The following is a 20131-nucleotide window of genomic DNA, read 5'->3' on the forward strand; positions in this document are numbered from 1 at the left end:
ACCCCTTTGTCTCTAATTCTAAAAAATTTATACGCATTAGAATATATGAGACAAAGTATCACAATATGCAGACTAGCTTGACGAGCTTTCAATAATTACTTGAGAAACTGCATATTCCTTACTATGAGAGATGGATAAATGTACGCCCGTCTTGATTGGACGTGCTATGTATGGTTTACCATTTTCATCTTGAGAAATTTCAATATCTAAAAAACTAATTTCTTTTCCAATGCCTGTTCCCACCGCTTTGGAAAAGGCTTCTTTTGCGGAAAATCTTCCTGCTAAGAATTCAATTCTTCTTCTTCCGGTAAGTGATTCATATTTTTCCTTTTCATTAAGTGTAAGAATTCGATCAACAAATTTATCTGTTCGACTTGCGAGCTGTTGCACTCGAGATAATTCAATAATATCGATCCCAATGCCTTGAATCACGTTATCACTTCTTTCATTTTTCATAAATCAATCATTTAGTTGTAAGTTGTACACATATGATATGATGTAAGCAAGTTTATTCGAGCAGAAAGGGAGTCGTTAACAATGTTTTTACGCACTGAAAGCTTCCAGCAATTTATACGGTTTTATCCTATTGTAACATTATTAGTCTCCATTCATTTTCTTCTATGGCTTTGGATTAACCTCGCCCTGCCAGGTGGATTATATTTATTTGAGAATATGGTCGGATATAATATGTTCGTTGAGTACGGAGAATGGTGGAGATTGTTCACACCCATTTTACTTCATATAAGCTTCAGCCATGCACTATTTAATTCCTTTTCATTAGTGTTATTTGGGCCAGCCCTTGAAAAACTACTAGGAAAAGTTAAGTTTATAATCGCTTACGTTGGTGCGGGTTTAATTGCAAACGTCGCAACATTTTACTTAGAACCGTCAGACTTTCAACACCTTGGTGCATCTGGTGCCATTTATGGCCTTTTCGGTATTTATTTATACATGGTTGTATTTAGAAAAGAACTGATTGATGCTGCAAATGCACAACTTATTGTTACGATTTTAGTTATTGGAGTCGTTATGACTTTTATAGGTGGGAACATAAATATTGTCGGTCACATATTCGGTTTTATTGGTGGTGTACTTATTGCTCCGCTTGTACTTCCTAAGCGAAGAGGAACTTACACTTATTCATCCAATCCTAATCGACCGACTTTTAACTTTCGAAATATACTACCACGCCGCTTAGACCGCAACTCAATTTTTTGGATCATTTTAATCGTACTAATCATTATCGGTATCTTTTCAAGATAAAAGCAACCCACATTAGGGTTGCTTTTTTATGTTGTCAATCAAGTCCTTAAGAATAGCAAAATGTTAACGATAATATCCTTTAATCATGATATGAATACCATTTATAAAGTTCGGCCGCTTTACTTTCCTCTACATCCACAACACTAAAATGCTTCCCCATTAATTTCGATTGTGTCCAAATAATAATAGATGCTAAGCTTTCAACTTTTTGAAAATATGACTGTTCATAGCGCAAGGCTTGAACCCGATTTCGTTTCGCAAAAACCGTTTGACGATTAATAAACCTGTATCTAAGCTTTATTTGTTTTTCTTTTACTAAGAAACCTGCCTCACGATACATCCCATAGCCTACTATCGCTCCAAGTATTATAAGGAAACTTCCAAGTAGTCCCCACGCACCTAAAAAATAAATTAGGATGATCGTTATAAGCAACGCTGGAAGGACTGGCTTTATTATGTATTTTTTTCTAGCTCGTACTGGAACAGGAACTACCTTTTCTTCTAAAACAAATTCCGGCGTAAACTGCTTCATAAAATCATGAACTATATTTGTTTTAATGATTGGAACTAAAATGGTTGAAAACTCTCCTTTTTCTTCATTTCCACCACCTGCAACTTCTACGTATATCGTTGAATAACCTAGCCACTGGCGGATCATATTTTCCTGAATACGAACTGCTTGTATCCGCTTTAAAGGAATGGTGAGTTCACGCTTTTCTAATAAACCCCTTGAAAGAAATAAATCCTTTCCTCTTTGAGATAACGTAAACTTTCCATATTTCAATGCTGTACTTACGATGGAAACTCCCCATGATACAGCTACGACCAATAAAATAAATAATCCGACTAGTGTAATGCTTGAAGAAATCAATTTCTCAGCATAATTGTATAGCGCATCAAGGGGCAACAATCCATCAAACTGTGAAACAAAGGCAAAAATACCAGCAAACACTACTCCTACACCGCCTGAAGTAGTCGCCATAACAAGAAGTTCTTTATGACTTAACTTAAAGTCTCTAGAATATTCACTTTCCACTTCTTCGATTTTCCATTCATTCTTTAATAAACCTTTTAACGTTTCTGCTTCATCTTTCGTTATAGCTGAAAGCACTACTTCTGCTTCTGTTCCACCACCTGCCGTTTCAACTTGAATCTTAACAAGCCCAAACAACCTTTGTATTACCCCAGAAGTCACATCAATGGTTTGGATTTTTTCAAGTGGAATAAATCGTTTATTTCTAACAAACACGCCTTGTTCAATTCGCAACTCACCTTCATCAACGACATAGGTAAACCGAAGCCATGTTATGATACCGAATATCAGCATTCCGAAAACGAGAATAAATGCCCCCACTACATATATCAAATCAAATACCTTATCTTCTCCTCTACCACCAACAAAGAAGAATATAACGAGCGGAAATGCTAATTCTTTCAATGATCGTAAAAATCTCAGCACTGCTGCAACAGGGTGTAGTCTTTTTGGTTTATTCATCTTCATCTACCCTAGCTAAGCTCGAGATACGGTCTCGTAATAAATCTGCTTCCTCTTCATCTAAAGCTGGTATCTCATGCATCGTTGCCGCTGTCGAAATTGTCACAGATTTCAAACGAAATTTACGAAGAAGAGGTCCTTGCTGGGTATCAACATGCTGAACTCGGACCATAGGAATCAAGGTTCTTTTTACTAAAAATACACCGTGCTGAATATCCACTTCCGCTTCATGCACCTCGTACTTCCATTTCTTCCATTGCAACTTTGGATAAATGACGATGTAAAAGATTGATAAAATGATTACTGCTATTACAGTCAAAATTCCGATCCATCTCGGAAAGTCAAAAATAATAACAAAACTTAATACAGCAATGGCAAGTAACAATAATATACCCATACTAATACTCCACGATATTCTCCATGCCGTTAACGCTCGTTTATTTAACGAATTCGTTGGTTCCTTTCTCATATGAACTCTCCTTATCCATTACATTACTTCTACTATATCAGAGATTTCATAGTTGGGACATATTACCTAATTTCAATTGTAGAATCATTAATTTTTTTTATACCAGGTTCTTTCGTGATTTCTTCCATCAGTCGAAATAGAGCATCATCTTTTTTCTTCGCTTCGATCATACAATCAATATGATCAATAGACCCTTTTATCGTATGAAGGAATTCTAGAAATTGTCTAATGTCAATATAATCGGCATGAGCGCGGAAGTCCTTCTCGTCCCTTGGCGAACTAATGTGCATCTTTAGCGGAAGTGGGGAGTAATGCCAAGTACCGATCACTCGATTCCATTCAGACTCCCATCCTTCCCCTGTATTGTGAGCAAGATGATGATGATAATCAAAAACTAACGGAATTCCTAACTTTTCACATAGATAAAGTGTCTCAGGTAGTGTAAATGTTACATCATCGTTTTCAAGCATTATCATCTTTTGTATACTTTGTGGGATGAAGGACCAATTGTGAATAAATTGCTCAAGAGCTTTTTCTTTGTCGTTATACCCTCCACCAACGTGCAATACACATCGGTGTTCACGGTCAACATTCATTCCTTTTAAAAGCGCTTCATGCATACTTAACGTTTTAATTGACGCATTTAGAATATCTACATCTGGTGAATTCAAAATAACAAAGTGGTCTGGATGAAAATCAACTCGCATCTGATGCTTGTGAACCCACTCTCCAATTTCTGAAAGCTTCTCTTTCAATGGCCTCATATATTTCCAATCTGCCACTTCTTCATGATTGGCTAATGGTATTAATTTAGAACTGAATCTAAAGAAGGTAATATCGTGACCAATATTGTGTTTTAGTAATCGTAAGCAATTTTCTAAATTAGATTTTGCAATTCTTTCCAACTTACGAATTGCTGCTTCTCGGTCTGCTAACTTCTGAAACTGAGCATATGTCATCGTTTGGGATGGAGAGCAATTTTGCAGATGCACACTCATCGCTACATACCCAAGTCTAATAATCGTCACCAGACAACACCTCACATTTTTCTGTTAGTATGCCCGGTTTTTAAGGTGGAGTGTAGGAATTCCCTCTTTTCTTAAAGGAAAATTACACTTATTCTCCAAACAAAAAAACGCAGCCTAAGCTGCGTTTTAATCAATTATTGTTGCTTCGTCCCTACACGACGAGGACGTTTGTTGTTTGATGCTTGTGAAGACGATGAAGATGATGAAGAAGAGCGATTTCCTTTATAGCTGCTTCTACGATCACGATCTCTGTTTCCGCCTTCTCTGTTACGTCCACCGTCTCTGCCTCTTTGGCCATCACGGCTGCCGTATCCACCTTTACTTTTTGGTTTGCGGTCTCTTACGACTACTGGCGGCTCAGATGTCAACTTAATTGGCGTCTCATCAGGCTCTTTTGTCATTAACTTAAGAGCAGCAGCAATAATGGAAACTGAATCATGAGATTCTAATAACTCCTCTGCTGTACGCTTATAGAACGAAAGGTTTGGAGCTTCAATTGCGCTCGTTAACTTTTCAATCACCATTTTTTGTTGGCCTTCAAGTGCTTCATCAAGTGTTGGTGGCTTCATTTTATCGATTTTACGTTTTGTTGTATTTTCGATGTTACGAAGTTGACCCATTTCTCTTGAAGAAACGAATAACATTGCAAGTCCATTCTTACCGGCACGACCTGTACGTCCGATACGGTGAACATAGCTTTCTGGATCTTGAGGAATATCAAAATTATAAACGTGAGTGACACCAGAAATATCAAGTCCACGTGCCGCAACGTCTGTTGCAACTAGGATATCAATACTGCCTTCTTTAAATTGACGTAATACACTCATACGTTTTGCTTGAGTCATGTCACCATGAATACCTTCAGCTGCATAACCACGAGTATTTAATGCTTCAGATAACTCATCTACTCTTCGCTTTGTACGACCGAAAATAATCGCAAGCTCCGGAGATTGAATATCAAGTAAGCGAGTTAACACGTCAAACTTTTGTTTCTCATGTACTTCAACAAAGAATTGTTGAATATTTGGTACCGTTACTTCCTTCGACTTAACTTTAACGATTTGTGGGTTTTTCATGAAACGTTCTGCAATTTTTTGAATTGGTCCAGGCATTGTGGCTGAGAACAGTAACGTTTGGTGATCTCCTGGAACTTCAGATAAAATTGCTTCAATGTCCTCGATGAATCCCATATTTAACATTTCATCTGCTTCATCCAATACTACTGTTTGGATATTAGAAAGCTTCATTGTTTTGCGGTTAATATGGTCAATTAGACGACCTGGTGTACCAACAATAATGTGTGGTGGTTTCGTTTTAAGCGAGCGAATTTGGCGACTAATGTCTTGCCCACCATAGATTGGAAGAACACGTACCCGTTTAGAAGAACCAACTTTATAAAGTTCTTCTGATACTTGGATTGCAAGTTCTCTCGTTGGTGCAATAACAATACCTTGAATTTTGTCTTGGCTCACATCAATTTTTTGAATTAAAGGGATACCAAACGCAGCAGTTTTACCTGTACCCGTTTGTGCTTGGCCAATAACATCATTGCCCTCTAAAGCAAGTGGAATTGTCTGTGCTTGAATTGGAGTTGCCTCTTCAAACCCCATTTTACTAATTGCGTTCATTAAATCCTGATTGATACCTAAATCTTGAAATTTACTCAAATAACATTTCTCCTTTATCATTCATTACGTGTTTAATTTCAATAAATGGAAATAGACTCTTCACAAGTTCCGTTTATTATAAAATTCCATTTTAAAGTAATACTAATTCACATATATTTTTAACCTATATAAAGAAAAGCATTCCCCAACTCGGAATGCAGGAAGTTGTAAAAAGTGGTATTTTCCAAACACTAATCTTCATCATACCATTATAAATCGTATAACACAACCAAACTAACTATTTATCCTTCATATTGTGTATGTTAGAATGTAAACCATATTGTTAATAACTATTAGTAGGTGAGCGCATGGGTATTAAAATTATTACAGATAGCAGTTCAGATTTACCTAAAGACATTCAAGAAAAATATGGAATTGAAATTGTACCACTAAATATACAGTTTGGAGATCAGCATTTTAAAGCAGGTGTTGATTTAGACAATGACAATTTTTATAAAATGATGAGAGAAACCGATGAATTACCTAAATCAGCCTGTCCTTCTCCTTATGATTTTTTTGAGAGATTTAAACGTGTTCCAGGAGAAGACGAAATCCTTGTCATCACCCTTTCAAAAGGATTAAGTGGTACATTTGAAAGTGCTGTATTAGGAGCAGAAATGCTGTTAGAGGAACAACCAGATCGAAGAATTAAAGTAATCAACTCAAGTACTGGTTCACCTGGATTACTACTATTAGTGGTAGAAGCAGCTGAAATGATTGAAGCTGGAAAAAGTTTTGATGAAGTTGTCCTTATGACTGAAGAATCAGTTTCTAAAGTGAATACATTTATTTTATTAGATACTCTTGAAAACGTAATAAAAGGTGGTCGTTTAGACCGTTTTAAAGGTGCTATCGCTAATGTCCTAAACATAAAAATTTCCTTACGCGTCGATGTAGAAGGAAAAATTGAGGTGTTTGAAAAGGTTAGAGGCGAGAAAAAGGCTCTTAATCGTTTTCTTGATTCGATTGGAGAGTTTTCAAAGGACTTTGAAAATAAAATTGTTTCTCTTTCTCACAGTAATTGTGAAGAAAAGGGGAAAAAGGTACTTGCTGAAATTATGAGCAGATACCCGTTCAAACAAGGTATACTTACGGAAATGGGTCCTTTGATTGGTACATACGCTGGCGAAGGTGGACTAGTTGTTTCTTTCAAAGGAATTAGTCGTAATCAAAAAATTTAAGCTCCTGCTTTAGCAGGAGCTTTTTTCTTTTATATTTAGAAATTGTGAAATTTCTTCTTCAAGTTGTTCATAATCTGGTCCGTGACATACGTGGTGGTGTGAAGATGCTAAAAAAACTAACTTCTTTTCTTCTGAACAGATAGTTTCAAATAAGTAATGAGCACTTGTTACCGGGACAATGCCATCACATACACCTTGCACAATAAGTGTTGGGATTTCCACGTGCCGTAGTTGTGGCTTTATATATCTAACAAGCTTACGGAATTCCCTTGTTGCAGAGAGTGGTGTGGCCACAATCTTGCGACGATATCGTTGAAATAAGACATTATCCTGGATATGTCCTCTTAATCCATCTTTTATGATGTCCCGAATATCAAGTGCAAGCTGCTTAATATTAATATATTGAGCGGCTGCACTTAATAAAACTAGCTTATCTACTCGATATTTCGTTGCTAAATAAGAGGCTAGCAGCCCTCCCATCGAAAAGCCTATGACATACACTGTTTCACATTCTTTTGTTAATGTTTCCATCGACTTTTCTACAAAGGAAATCCATTCCATATAACTTACTTTTTCAAGCGTCGCCTCTTCTCCATGGCCAGGTAAAGTAGGAGAGACGATGTTCCAGTTTGTATTCTCTTTTAAATACTCTACAATCGGCTCTACCTCATAAGGAGAACCTGTAAAACCGTGAATACAAAGACAACCAATCACGTTAAATCACCTTACCTTCAAAGGATTAACTATTCCTTTAAACCTGTCACTACTTCCTCTAGCTTCATTCCTCGCGAAGCCTTTACTAATACAACATCTTGATTTTTCAGTTGTGCTGAAAGGTGGCTTATCAAATCTGCTTTATCTAAGAATGAATGTACGTTTTCTTCCGAGAAGTTATGCTTAGCTCCTTCCGCAATCCATGTACCACGTTCACCAAATGTATATACTAATTCCACTTTAGTAGGATCAATTGCTGCTCCTGTATCTTTATGGAATTGCTCCTCTAAATCTCCAAGTTCTAGCATATCTCCAAGCACAAGGATTCTTCTATTATAGCCTTCTAGCTCTTGAATTAGCTGAATGGCTGCTTTCATAGAAGTAGGACTTGCATTATACGCATCATTTATGACTGTCGAACCATTCTTTCCAGGTATTATTTCAGATCTCATTTGGGTGATTTTTAGTTGTGATAATCCTTTTATCATGTCATCCCATGACAAATTAAACAATTGCCCTACTGCAATTGCGGCTAATGCATTGTATACATTATGTCGGCCAAGTACTGGAATAAAAATTTCCTTAGACCCTTTATTTGTTGTAAAGGATGTACCGTTTTTCTCTTGTTTAACAAGTACAGGGTAGTATTCATTTACTTCATCTTGACCAAATGGTACTAATTTCACATTTGTGTAGCGATGAATTCGATCTTGTAATAACGGCTCGTCTCCGACGTAAACAAGTGTTCCGTTATCCTTTAATCCAGCGGTAATCTCTAGCTTTGCCTCAGCAATTTCATCACGAGAACCTAAGTCTTGTAAGTGTGCCTCACCAATGTTCGTGATGATCGCAACATCTGGCTTTGAGAGTTTTGAAAGTAGTTCAATCTCGCCACGACTGCTCATCCCCATTTCCAGAACGAGTACATCAGTATCTTCTGCCGTTCGTAAAATTGTTAACGGAAGTCCCAAATGATTATTATAGTTCCCTTCTGTTTTTTGAACTGCAAAGACCGTTGATAATACAGCATACACCATATCCTTCGTCGAAGTTTTTCCGTTACTTCCCGTCACACCGACAATTTTTATATCCAGCTCATCACGATATGATTCCGAAAGTTGTTGCAGTGCTTCTAACGTATCGTCTACAAATATTAGTGGTACATCTTTCGGGTAGTTTGGCTCATTTTTATTCCATAATGCAGCGACTGCACCTTTTTCAATCGCACCCTTTACGAAATCGTGTCCATTGAAACGTTCGCCTTTTATCGGAATAAATAACTTGCCTGTTAACTCATCCTTATCGTTGATTGAAACACCATGAATCGTTAGAGTAGCTTCTCCTCCCAATTCTGCATTTCGTATCATCTTTTGGATTTGTTCTAACGTTCTTATAATCATGAATGCCCACTCCTTTCCTGTCTTCTTTTGCTAGTGCCAATGTTAATTTCATGAGGCATTGCTGAAGTCTTTCTTATTAGTCTAAAGAAAAGAACACCATTTTTTCAAATGGTGTATAAAGTAATTAGAATGTATGTTTAATATGCTGCTTTTCTTCGTGTCTTTCAAGAGCTAGGTTCACTAATCGCTCAATTAATTCCGGATAGGAAACACCTGTGTTTTGCCACATTAATGGAAACATGCTAAATGGAGTAAATCCTGGCATTGTATTTACTTCATTGATTAAAAACTCGCCTTCTCTCGTTAAGAAGAAGTCGGCTCTTACAAGGCCAGCACCATCAATTGCTTTAAACGATTTAACAGCTAGTGTTTTTAACTCCTCGTATTGCTCCTCTGTAAGATCGGCAGGAATGATTAACTCGGTATCACCATCTTCGTATTTAGCTTTATAATCATAGAAGTCTTTTTTAGGGGCAATTTCCCCTGCTACTGAACATTCTGGCTCATCGTTGCCAAGAATTCCAATTTCAATTTCTCTTCCGATGATACCTTCTTCAACAATTACTTTTCGATCGAACTGGAAGGCTTCGTGACAAGCCACTTCTAGTTCTTCTCGATTTTTACACTTACTAATTCCAACACTTGACCCTAGGTTTGCTGGTTTTACAAAGCATGGGTAACCTAAGTTCTCTTCAATTTCGTTAGTTAAGCTTTCTTTATTTTTCTCCCATTCCTTGCGAATGAAAGAAACATATTTTGCTTGCTTTAATCCCGCTTGAGCAAACAAGTTTTTCATGATCACTTTATCCATACCTGCTGCTGATGAAAGAACTGTGTTCCCTACATAAGGAATGTTCATCAGTTCTAATAATCCTTGTACGGTTCCATCTTCTCCGTTCGGTCCATGTAACAATGGGAAAATGACATCAATAGCCCCATTGTTTTGCGATACCTGTGCCGGGAATAACTCTTGATTTAATGACACGGGAGAGATGACTTGGTCATTTGTTCCAAGTTGAAGTGCCTTCACGTCTGTGGCAGGTGCTTGAAGCTCAGCTCCACGAATCCACTCACCTTTATCTGTAATGTAAATAGGATGCACTTCAAACTTCGTTAAATCTAGTGCTTTTGTTACAGCAAGTGCAGTTTGCAGTGATACTTTATGTTCAGCCGATTTCCCACCATATAAAAGGCCTAATTTAATTTTCATGGTTGTTCCCCCTCGCTAGATGATGCGAAGTCCTATTTTCTAAAGCATTTGTATAGAACAGTCACATTCAATTACCTTTAATTTACCCTAACATTATACATCAGTATGTTAAAAATATATATGATTCTTACTGCTCGTTTCAATACATACTCTAACGCTTCTCTGAAGCATATAAAGGAAGAAGATACATTAGTACTTCCTCTAATTGCCCAAACGTAAAACCTTGTTCATTCGCTTTGTCCGCTGAAAGTGACCAACTCCCCTTCATTGCATAAGCAGAAGCTGTATCTGGACTAAGCTTTTCCGTTTCTATAACATAGGCAGATTTCCCAACCGTTGTTTCAATTTTATTCAGTAATTCGCCATGTGTGACAAATCCATCTAATGCAGCATTCCATATTCCCTCTTTTTGTTTTGTTCCAAGCCAGAACAAAAATTCAGAAGCCTTTTCAGAAGAAATAAATCCAAGACCGTTATCTAGTGAAACAACCTCAATCTCTTTTCCTTCCTTCACCTTTACAACAAGATCTTCTAAACGATTTGTATAATCATCCGGACCAATCACTAACGGAAAACGAACAATCGAGACAGGAAAAGGTGCATGCTCTACTATATAGGCTTCACATGCTCGTTTTGCTTCTTGATACCCTTCCATGCCGATATATTGAGTACGATCCTTTAATTCAAACGAAAAAGTCGTAGGGTCAAAGTTCTCCTCCTTTTGTTTGTTTCCATATTCATATACTGCCATTGTCGACGTGAAAACATAATGTTTGCAATTGTTTCCGACAACATCCAATACATCCTTCACTTCATTCGGAGAATACGCTGTTTGGTCATAGATAATATCCCACTTTTTGTTTTCTAATCCTTTAACAACAGATTCTTGGTCAGCACGATCTAATATAATTCGTTTTACTTGATCACCAAACGGGTCAGTTGTTCTTCCTCTTGTTGCAATTGTTACATCATAACCGATATCTAGAAGAATCTGAACAAGTCGCTTTCCAAAAAACATCGTTCCTCCTAGTACTAAAACACGCGTCATTTTTTCTTTCCCCCTTCGTTTTTCTTCGATAACTTTTTCTTTATATCTTTTATTCCATTAATATAAGACGCTAGTTCTTCATCCGTAATTTGACTAGAGTTATATCTCGCTTTGTAATACGTCGCTAAAACAGATTCAGAATAGTCATCTAAGAGCGCTAATCTGCCGAACCATTCCTCTGCTGTCTCAGAGGATAACCGTCCATAGCCTCTTTTTTCTAAGAAGATTTGTAGCTTCTGAAATTGCAAGCGAACTTCATTTTTTCCTGTTCGGCTATAGAAAGATGTTACTTTTCGTAATGATTTAAAAAAGGAAAAATCATGATCATCCTCTTGAATGGAATCTAAAGCATTATTCGGTTCGTCAACAGAGCTACCAATGTTCTTTCGTAAGAAAAATATAACGATCCCAATGACTAAAATGATACCTATTACAGTGAACGTAAGTATTAGCCACTCATTCGAGCCTTCAAAACTCTTATCGATATTTTTCATTGGATCTTCTTGAAATTCTTTTAAACCTTCCTCAATATCTTTGTAGCTATCTTCATTCGTTTTAATGGTTGAAAGGAGCCACATGAGTGGATAACTAGCTAAATAAGCGACACCTTGCCCGAAAAACGGAAACACTGCTTTTAATAGTGTCAAACCACTATGATAAAGCAACAAAAATACACCAACGACTCCAATAAAATAAAGAGTCAAAATACGATATCCTTTTTTCATAATAACCCATGCATTGCCTTTCATTTGAATCATAACCGTGATGACAACAAATAAAAAGAGCAGGAGTAAAAATAAACTCACGAAATCTAACAAAAATTCTTTTCTAACTAAGAGAATCGGAAAAGTAGATGCAAGTACAGCAACTAACCATAACCCTTGATTATCGAGATACGGCTCACGTATATGCACAATCATTCTCCAAAAGATAAAGACACCTACTATCATGAGCGCTAGGATGCTAAAGCCAGCAAAATATAATATAAATATTTGAAGAAACGGAACATAAATATATAAAGCTGGTAAACTACCACTTTTCAATTGGTACCATCTCACTAATACAAACGGGATGATATAAATTGGAAATAAGGTCATGAACGTAATGGTATCTGTGACAATACGCGAGATTATATATAAGCTTATAATTTCAAAGGTACATATAAATGTAAAAAGCAGTAAGTCTTTTCCATACTTTTTTAGCATGATTCAATAACCCCCTCTGCCATAGTAGAAGAGAGTACATAGAATGGTAGCATATAACCCTGCAATTGAGGGATTGTCTCAAACACTTCATCTTTAGAAATACCACATAATATAACAGTACTTGATTGTCGTAGTTTCATATCAATCTTTTTTATAAAACTACTTACTCTAACCGTAGCACTCATATGATCAATTCTCGCTAAAAGCTCTAATCCTCTTATTACATGGTCTTTCCCAGAGCCTTCTTTGAGATGAAGTAGCTGCAAATCATTTCTTGCTAATATGTTTACGTAAATCTCAAATGTAGCTCCTTGTTTTTCTGCCATCTGAAATAAATAGGCAAGATGACTTAATCGCTTTTCTAAGTCCTTTGCTACTGAGAGCTGCAAGCCATTTCTCCCTTGTTCCAAAATATTTAACACAAACGTCCACTTCCGGTGTGTTGTCTTTTCAAGCACCTTTGTTTGCAAAGTTCCCATTCTTGCAGATGCTTTCCAGTGTATTTGCTGAAAGGAATCGTTCGGCGTATAGTCACGAACACCTGATATCATCAACGGATCTTGAAAATAAGAATAAGTAGAAGGTTTACTTCCTACTTCGTTTGATAGTAGTTTTTCAATTCCATTCACAGCTTTTAGCTCAGGTAATACGAGAATTTCCGTTCGATAGAAAGGTCTATATTTATAGCTGGAGCTTCCTAGAAATGTTGGATCAAATACTTGAATTTCAATTTCTCTTAAAACCGCTCTACCTCTTTTTACAGCTTGAATCTCAAATTCATATTCGTTTCTCCCCGAAGATACGTCGTAAAAATAGTCATTCATATCTCTTCGCTCAATAACCTGCTTTGCATTTCCTAGCATAATAGCGTTACTCGCTTGGAAGGAAAGCTTGCCATAATAAACGGGTACAATACTTTTGCCTTTTAAATGAAAAGTGAGTGTAGAAAATTCTCCGGGAAATAATCTGACAATTCTCTTATTATTTCCTAATTCCATAACGAAATATTTGTGATACACGTTTGATATAAAAAATAAGACGAGAAGACTTACTAGCATAATAGATAGAGGAATCGACAGTAAAAAGTAATTCCAAATCGTTAGAAAGACTACAAAGACGAGGAGTAGCTTTCCTCGTTCATATGTAAAGATTTCTTTTGCCCACGTTCTCACGAAGAAGCTCCTACTTCAACCGGTGCTTCTGTCGTTTGTAATATATCCTCCATCACTTCACGCTTCGTCATTCGTAAGCTTCCTTCTAAGTTCAACTGTAATCGATGACTCAATACGTAAGGAGCTACTCGTTTCACATCATCTGGAGTTACATATGAGCGATTCTCTAATAATGCTCTTGCCTGGACAGCTCTCATGAATGCTAACGTTCCACGAGGACTTACACCTGCTTCGATATATTCATGTCCTCTCGTTCTATGTATTATTGTAAGGAGATATTTCTCCATATCTTCAGAAATTAGCACTTCAGCAACCTTGTCTTGAAGCTTAACAAACTCTTCTAATGACTCGAAATATGATGTCACTTCTTTAAGTGGCTCATTGCCTCGATATATTCTCATAATCTGCAATTCTTCCTCAAAATTCGGATATCCCATATGAATGCTCATAAAAAAACGATCAAGTTGTGCATCAGGTAATGGAAATGTCCCTTGAGATTCTAATGGATTTTGAGTGGCAAGAACGAAAAATGGAGCTGGCAGTTGAACCGTTTCGTTCCCAATTGTCACCTGACGTTCTTCCATCACTTCAAGTAAGCTTGATTGTGTACGAGGCGTTGCCCGATTGATTTCATCTACTAATAACACGTTCGTCATAACTGGACCGATACGCACTTCAAATTGCTTTTCCTTCGGATTAAAAAACTCAACGCCTGTTACATCACTCGGCAACACATCAGGAGTAAACTGCAAGCGACGAAACTGACCTCCAAGCAATTTAGAAATCGTCTTTGCTAACACCGTCTTCCCCGTCCCTGGAACATCCTCTAGCAATACATGCCCCCTGCAGAGCATAGAAATTAAAAATAGTTCTGTTACTTCCTCTTTCCCAATTATCACTTTGCTAACTGCGTTTGTTATATCTTGTTTAAGTGATTGAATACTCAAGTAAATCCCCCGTTTTTTGAATTTTTTAATTATATTATACTACTAAAGTTATATAACTGGAAACTGAGATGGTTTTTTTTTCCACAAATTACCCACTAGAGGTATAATAGGTACTATATAAATAATATTCAGGAGTTACTATGAAAACTATACCGTTTTATAGCTATTGGTTTTCCAAAACAAGCATTGCCTTAGCTGATGTCATCTACATAATGGTGATTACTACTTTTATTTATCAAGAAACGAAATCAGCTTTAATTGCTTCCTTGTTTCCTTTATTTAAAGCAGCTGCGAATCTTATTGCTGGTCTATCTTCACCTTTTTTATATAATAAGTACTCTTTCACCAAGCTAGTTGGAATGCTTCAATTGATAAAAGCCATCATCCTGACACTTTTACTAATTGGCTTTAATTCCATTACTAGCCACATTTATGTTCTTCTTCTTTTTATATTAGTAATTTCTTTTATGGAAGGTTGGGGAAATCCGTTACTAAATTCCATTACTCCTAGAGTTGTTGCAAAGGAAACTCTTGTAAAAGCAAATAGTATACTATCCATCTCAACACAATCTGTCCAAATTGCTGGATACAGTTTTACTGGTTTTATTGTCATTCAATGGGGACATCATCCTACTTTAGCATTTAATGTAGTACTACTTTGGTTGTCTGTATTGTGTTTGTTCATGACAATGAAATCAATTAAAGTACCATCTGAAACAGAAGTAAGACAATCTAAGTGGGGGTTAATGAAGCAAGGATGGAACCTAATTTATACAAATAAAACGTTACGAATGATTACGTTAATGGATGTTATTGAAGGAATGGCTGGATCAATTTGGATTGGTGCAGTCACATTGGTTTATGTAGAGGAAGCGTTACATCAAGGAGAAGAGTGGTGGGGGTATGTTAATGCAAGTTATTATATCGGCTCTATTATTGGTGGATTTCTAACACTATATTTAGCTAGATTCATACAAAAAAACTTAATTGTCAGTATGTCAGTTGGCTCACTATTATTTAGTATATTCACCTTAATTTACGGGCTAACAAGCATTCCAATTTTGGCATTGCTTTTATGTATTGCAATGGGACCTGCGTATCAAATTCGAGATGTTGCACAGCAAACAGCTTTTCAATTAAACATTCCCGCTGAACATTTACCAAAGGTGTATGCATCACAAAGCATTTTAATTTCAAGTATTACTGGACTATCTATCTTCTTAATGGGCTTTATCGCAGAATTCATTGGAGTTAGGGCCGTTTATGTACTGGGCTCAATTTTAATATTTACCTCTTCTCTACTGTCTTTCACATTAGTTCGGGGAAGTAAGATTGAACGAGCTGTGTCTTCAATAAAAGCTAACTAGAAAACTCGTCATCAATTGATGACGAGTCTTCTAGTTATTTTATTTCAATTACAAATGGATACGTGTGTACTTTTTCATCAATTTGAAATTCTGCCCATAATTTATATATACCCGGTTCTTGGAAGTTCGTTTGAAACTTTGTTTCGGAATCACTAACTGGATGCACATGAATAAAGTTGGCAGCTGTTTCATCTAGGATCACAACATGTCCCATTGCTCCTAAGTATGGTTGCAGTTCAACATTGTCTTTGAACGAAAATGTTAGTGTAATGTCCTCGCCTGCTTTAAAAGAGCTAACTTCTAGATTTGTTTCTATTCCCTCCACCGTTTTATTGAAAACAGTATCAGGTTTTAGAGAATTGTGTCCATGTTCCGATTCTGCTTCCCCAACTGTAAACTCAATAGGTTCTACGTGATAACCTGCATTTGTAGGTTTAATGTCAACAAATGCTTTATAACTTCCTTCACCTAAAGCCTTATTCATCTCAAAACTACCTTCACCCGTTTTCTCTGGATGTAAATGATAATACTGCTCTAAGTGCTCATCAACTACAATAAGATGAAGTAATTTTTCATGGTTCACATCTAATTCATTAAGCGGCTGACCTTGTTTGTCTTTTAATTGTATTGAAATTTGCGTTCCATCCGCTATAAAGTCAATATCTACTCCACTTTCTGAATTTTCATCATGAGAGCCATGTTCTCCATGACCCTCACTCTCCTCTCCAGATCCATGAGCGTCGTGTCCAGCTACTTCTTCACCATGTCCTCCATGTTTAGTTTGAACTTCTGGAGATTCTGGAGATGCAGTAAATGAATAAATTGTATAACCCAGTATCACAACGACTAAATAGCCGACTGCTGATAATACCCATTTCTTCATGTTTTTCTCTCCTTATAATTTAACCTTTTGTAATCGTAGTGCATTCAGAACGACAGATACTGAGCTAAATGCCATCGCCGCCCCCGCTAACCAAGGAGCTAAAAGGCCGATCGCGGCAATTGGAATACCCAGTGTGTTATATCCGAATGCCCAGAATAGGTTTTGTTTAATATTCGCCATTGTCTTTTTACTCATCTCAATCGCATCCGCAATACTATTTAAGTCACCTCGAATTAACGTAATATCCGCCGCTTCCATCGCAACATCCGTACCTGTACCAATCGCCATTCCTACATCAGCAACTGCTAACGCCGGTGCATCATTAATTCCATCTCCGACCATTGCGACTTTCTTACCTTCCGCTTGCAGCTTTTTAATTTCATCTGCCTTTCCTTCAGGTAACACTTCTGCTACTACTCGGTCTACACCAACTTCTTTTGCAATTGCCCCTGCTGTTCTTTCGTTATCACCCGTCATCATAATCACTTCAAGACCCATCTCTTGTAGACGTCTTACAGCCTGCTTAGAAGTTTCTTTCACCGTGTCCGCTACAGCAATAATACCCGCAAGTTTGTTATTGATCGCAACAAGCATTGCCGTTTTCCCTTCACTTTCAAGTACAATCATTTTACGTTCAGCATCTTGAAGTTCGACTTGATGTTGCTTCATAAGCTTTCTTGTTCCTACTAATAGATTGTAATCTTTTACTCGCCCTTTAATACCATAACCTGGATATGCTTCAAAATCTGATACATCACTTAGTGTTATTCCTTTCGCTGCAATTCCTTCCACAATCGCAACGGCAAGTGGATGCTCCGATTGCTTTTCAGCAGATCCTACTACACGTAAAAACTCTTCTTCTTCTATATCCGCTAAAATAATGGTATCTGTTAATTCAGGTTCTCCTTTTGTAATGGTTCCTGTCTTATCTAGTACAACGGTTGTCACACCTTGAGTCGATTCTAAATGCTCTCCACCTTTAAAAAGAATTCCATATTCTGCTGCTCGACCAGAACCAGCCATGATTGACGTTGGAGTTGCTAAGCCTAATGCGCATGGACAAGCAATAACTAGAACTGCAATTAACTTCTCTAAAGCCTCCGCAAAGTCTCCAGGACTTACCCATACGAACCAAATAATAAAGGTAAGAACAGCTATCCCCACTACGATCGGAACAAAAATCCCTGATATTTTATCCGCTAAACGTTGAATCGGCGCCTTTGAACCTTGAGCTTGCTCTACAATCTTAATAATTTGAGCTAAAGCTGTATCTTTTCCAATCTTCGTTGCGTTCATTTTAATAAATCCATTTTTATTAATTGTAGAACCGATGACTGTGTCTCCAGCCGTTTTATCAACAGGTACACTTTCACCTGTGATCATACTTTCATCAAATGCAGAGCGTCCTTCTACTATTTCCCCGTCTACAGGAACTCGTTCACCAGGTCTTACATGAATCACATCTCCTACGATTACCTGTTCTAAAGGAAGTTCAATTTCTTTTCCGTCACGCACTACTGTCGCAGTTTTTGCCTGTAAGTCCATCAGCTTTTTGATGGCTTCAGAAGATCTACCTTTTGCTTTTGCCTCAAAAAGCTTACCAAGTAAAATTAATGTAATTAAAACAGCACTTGTTTCATAATAAAGCTCAACCATATGTTCATTTGAACCTATGGAAACAATTGATAAATATAAGCTGTAGAAGTATGCAGCTGACGTACCTAATGCTACAAGTACATCCATATTAGCACTACCGTTTCGAAGTGCTTTGTATGCTCCTACATAAAATTGCTTACCAACTACAAATTGGACAGGTGTCGCAAGTAACAGTTGAACCCATGGATTCATCAACATTTCAGGCAAGTATAACCATGATGTAAAAGAGAAATGACTGACCATCGCCCAAAGTAAAGGCAGTGATAATATCATGGAAAATAAAAACTTACCCGTCTGCTTTTCGATTTCTTCTTGCCGGTGATCCCCATGATTTTCTTGTTCTTCCTTAAGAGCTGCTCCGTAACCTAGCTTTTCTACTCGTGCGATAACATCTTGAACTGTTAGTTCGGAACCGTTAAATTCAACTGAGGCTGTTTCTAATGCTAAATTAACCGTTGCGTTCGTTACTCCCTCTAGTTTATTTAGGCCCTTTTCAATTCGAGCCGAACATGCTGCACATGTCATCCCGGTTATATTAAAATCTTTTCTCTCCTTAACTACTCCATAACCTAGTGCTTCTACCTTCTTTTGTAGTTCTTCTACATTTGTAACAGAAGGATCAAATTTAACCGTTGTGTTCTCAAGTGCAAAGTTTACATTTGCATTTTGTACACCGTCTATTTTGCTCAATCCTTTTTCAATTCGAACTGCACAAGCTGAGCATGTCATCCCTGTTATTTGCATGGTTGTTTCTTTTTCACTGCTCATGTTTTTTCCTCCTCACTAAGTGAGTCTATTTTATACCACGCGGGGGTATATTTATATTTAAAAGAAAAGTGCTACTTAGAGAGAGCACCTATTATGCAACATCGTATCCTTGATCATCAATTAATTCTTTAATTTGTGCTAACGTTACTTTTGAAGCATCGAATTCAACATCGACTGTTCCATTTTCTAAGTTAACCTTTACTTTGCTCACGCCTTCCATTGGTCCAACTGCTCCTTCTACAGCTTTTACACAATGTCCGCAAGACATACCCTTTACGTTTAATGTTACTTTTTCCATGACTATTCCTCCTATTTTTTCATTAATCGTTGTATTGTAACTAAAAACTCATCAATTACTTCGTCGTCGCCTTCCTGTATTCTTTCCACAACACAGCTTTTTAAGTGACCTTCTAATAATATTTTACCAACACTATTTAGCGCTGACTGGATTGCAGAAATCTGAGTAATAACATCATCGCAATACGTATCTTTTTCAATGAGTCCTTTTACTCCTCGAATTTGGCCTTCAATTCGGTTGAGACGACTTACTAAATTCTTTTTTACTTCATCGGAGTGGTGACTTTTACGTTCGCCTGTATGTGTATGACAACATTCAACGTGTTTGTTTTCTTCCATTTCTTCCCCTCCTCACATTAAT

At 37.1% G+C, this 20131-nt stretch carries 19 protein-coding genes; 3 read left to right on the forward strand and 16 right to left on the reverse strand.

Features of this window, described 5'->3' with window-relative positions; genetic code table 11:
* Nucleotides 1-72 precede the first annotated feature (72 nt).
* Entirely contained in the window at nucleotides 73-432 is a 360-nt protein-coding gene (acpS, locus tag JR050_RS08475; protein WP_204203100.1) for a holo-ACP synthase, read from the reverse strand.
* Between the two features lie 105 nt (nucleotides 433-537).
* Between acpS and JR050_RS08480 the strand changes: the two genes are divergently transcribed.
* Nucleotides 538-1263 (forward strand): rhomboid family intramembrane serine protease, encoded by a 726-nt coding sequence (locus JR050_RS08480; RefSeq protein WP_204203074.1) that lies wholly within the window; start codon nucleotides 538-540, stop codon nucleotides 1261-1263.
* Nucleotides 1264-1342: 79 nt separating this feature from the next.
* Here the strand turns inward: JR050_RS08480 and JR050_RS08485 are convergent, their stop codons facing one another.
* From JR050_RS08485 to cshA, 4 genes are all read right to left on the reverse strand, one after another.
* Nucleotides 1343-2758, reverse strand: a complete 1416-nt coding sequence (locus JR050_RS08485; protein WP_204203075.1) for a PH domain-containing protein — start codon at nucleotides 2756-2758, stop codon at nucleotides 1343-1345.
* On the reverse strand, nucleotides 2751-3227 hold the full coding sequence (locus JR050_RS08490) for a PH domain-containing protein (RefSeq protein WP_204203076.1): 477 nt from the start codon (nucleotides 3225-3227) through the stop codon (nucleotides 2751-2753). The genes JR050_RS08485 and JR050_RS08490 overlap by 8 nt, the downstream gene beginning before the upstream one ends.
* Nucleotides 3228-3289: 62 nt before the next feature.
* Nucleotides 3290-4255 carry a UV DNA damage repair endonuclease UvsE gene (gene uvsE, locus JR050_RS08495; RefSeq protein WP_204203077.1) on the reverse strand — a complete coding sequence of 322 codons (966 nt, stop codon included), beginning with the start codon at nucleotides 4253-4255 and terminating at the stop codon, nucleotides 3290-3292.
* Nucleotides 4256-4389: 134 nt separating this feature from the next.
* Nucleotides 4390-5922, reverse strand: coding sequence for a degradosome RNA helicase CshA (gene cshA, locus JR050_RS08500; protein WP_239454217.1), 1533 nt, complete (start codon nucleotides 5920-5922; stop codon nucleotides 4390-4392).
* A gap of 308 nt (nucleotides 5923-6230) precedes the next feature.
* On the opposite strand from cshA, the gene JR050_RS08505 reads away from it, so the two are divergent.
* On the forward strand, nucleotides 6231-7103 hold the full coding sequence (locus tag JR050_RS08505) for a DegV family protein (protein ID WP_204203079.1): 873 nt from the start codon (nucleotides 6231-6233) through the stop codon (nucleotides 7101-7103).
* Between the two features lie 9 nt (nucleotides 7104-7112).
* Here the strand turns inward: JR050_RS08505 and JR050_RS08510 are convergent, their stop codons facing one another.
* The 7 genes from JR050_RS08510 to JR050_RS08540 form a co-directional block, all read right to left on the reverse strand.
* Nucleotides 7113-7817, reverse strand: a complete 705-nt coding sequence (locus JR050_RS08510; protein ID WP_204203080.1) for an alpha/beta fold hydrolase — start codon at nucleotides 7815-7817, stop codon at nucleotides 7113-7115.
* A 29-nt stretch (nucleotides 7818-7846) separates the two neighbouring features.
* Nucleotides 7847-9217 (reverse strand): UDP-N-acetylmuramoyl-tripeptide--D-alanyl-D-alanine ligase, encoded by a 1371-nt coding sequence (locus JR050_RS08515; RefSeq protein WP_204203081.1) that lies wholly within the window; start codon nucleotides 9215-9217, stop codon nucleotides 7847-7849.
* A 124-nt stretch (nucleotides 9218-9341) separates the two neighbouring features.
* Nucleotides 9342-10427: a D-alanine--D-alanine ligase gene (locus tag JR050_RS08520; RefSeq protein WP_204203082.1), complete on the reverse strand. Its 1086-nt coding sequence runs from the start codon at nucleotides 10425-10427 to the stop codon at nucleotides 9342-9344.
* Nucleotides 10428-10578: 151 nt separating this feature from the next.
* On the reverse strand, nucleotides 10579-11475 hold the full coding sequence (locus tag JR050_RS08525) for an NAD-dependent epimerase/dehydratase family protein (RefSeq protein WP_204203083.1): 897 nt from the start codon (nucleotides 11473-11475) through the stop codon (nucleotides 10579-10581).
* On the reverse strand, nucleotides 11472-12680 hold the full coding sequence (locus JR050_RS08530; protein ID WP_204203084.1) for a hypothetical protein: 1209 nt from the start codon (nucleotides 12678-12680) through the stop codon (nucleotides 11472-11474). The genes JR050_RS08525 and JR050_RS08530 overlap by 4 nt, the downstream gene beginning before the upstream one ends.
* Complete coding sequence (locus JR050_RS20680) at nucleotides 12674-13852, reverse strand: DUF58 domain-containing protein (RefSeq protein WP_204203085.1); 1179 nt, start codon at nucleotides 13850-13852, stop codon at nucleotides 12674-12676. Before JR050_RS20680 ends, JR050_RS08530 begins: the two co-directional genes overlap by 7 nt.
* Entirely contained in the window at nucleotides 13849-14799 is a 951-nt protein-coding gene (locus JR050_RS08540) for an AAA family ATPase (protein ID WP_239454218.1), read from the reverse strand. Before JR050_RS08540 ends, JR050_RS20680 begins: the two co-directional genes overlap by 4 nt.
* Nucleotides 14800-14939: 140 nt before the next feature.
* Between JR050_RS08540 and JR050_RS08545 the strand changes: the two genes are divergently transcribed.
* Nucleotides 14940-16166 (forward strand): MFS transporter, encoded by a 1227-nt coding sequence (locus tag JR050_RS08545; RefSeq protein WP_204203086.1) that lies wholly within the window; start codon nucleotides 14940-14942, stop codon nucleotides 16164-16166.
* Between the two features lie 34 nt (nucleotides 16167-16200).
* Here JR050_RS08545 and JR050_RS08550 read toward each other — a convergent pair whose 3' ends face one another.
* The 4 genes from JR050_RS08550 to JR050_RS08565 form a co-directional block, all read right to left on the reverse strand.
* Nucleotides 16201-17049 (reverse strand): hypothetical protein, encoded by an 849-nt coding sequence (locus JR050_RS08550; RefSeq protein ID WP_204203087.1) that lies wholly within the window; start codon nucleotides 17047-17049, stop codon nucleotides 16201-16203.
* A 12-nt stretch (nucleotides 17050-17061) separates the two neighbouring features.
* On the reverse strand, nucleotides 17062-19473 hold the full coding sequence (locus JR050_RS08555; RefSeq protein ID WP_204203088.1) for a heavy metal translocating P-type ATPase: 2412 nt from the start codon (nucleotides 19471-19473) through the stop codon (nucleotides 17062-17064).
* A gap of 91 nt (nucleotides 19474-19564) precedes the next feature.
* Nucleotides 19565-19771 carry a copper chaperone CopZ gene (gene copZ, locus JR050_RS08560; protein WP_204203089.1) on the reverse strand — a complete coding sequence of 69 codons (207 nt, stop codon included), beginning with the start codon at nucleotides 19769-19771 and terminating at the stop codon, nucleotides 19565-19567.
* A gap of 11 nt (nucleotides 19772-19782) precedes the next feature.
* A complete protein-coding gene (locus JR050_RS08565; protein WP_204203090.1) occupies nucleotides 19783-20109 on the reverse strand; it encodes a metal-sensitive transcriptional regulator in 327 nt (108 codons plus the stop codon).
* Between the last annotated feature and the right edge of the window lie 22 nt (nucleotides 20110-20131).

The sequence above is a fragment of the Bacillus suaedaesalsae genome, assembly GCF_016890225.1.
Taxonomy (GTDB): Bacteria; Bacillota; Bacilli; order Bacillales; family SA4; genus Bacillus_BS; species Bacillus_BS suaedaesalsae.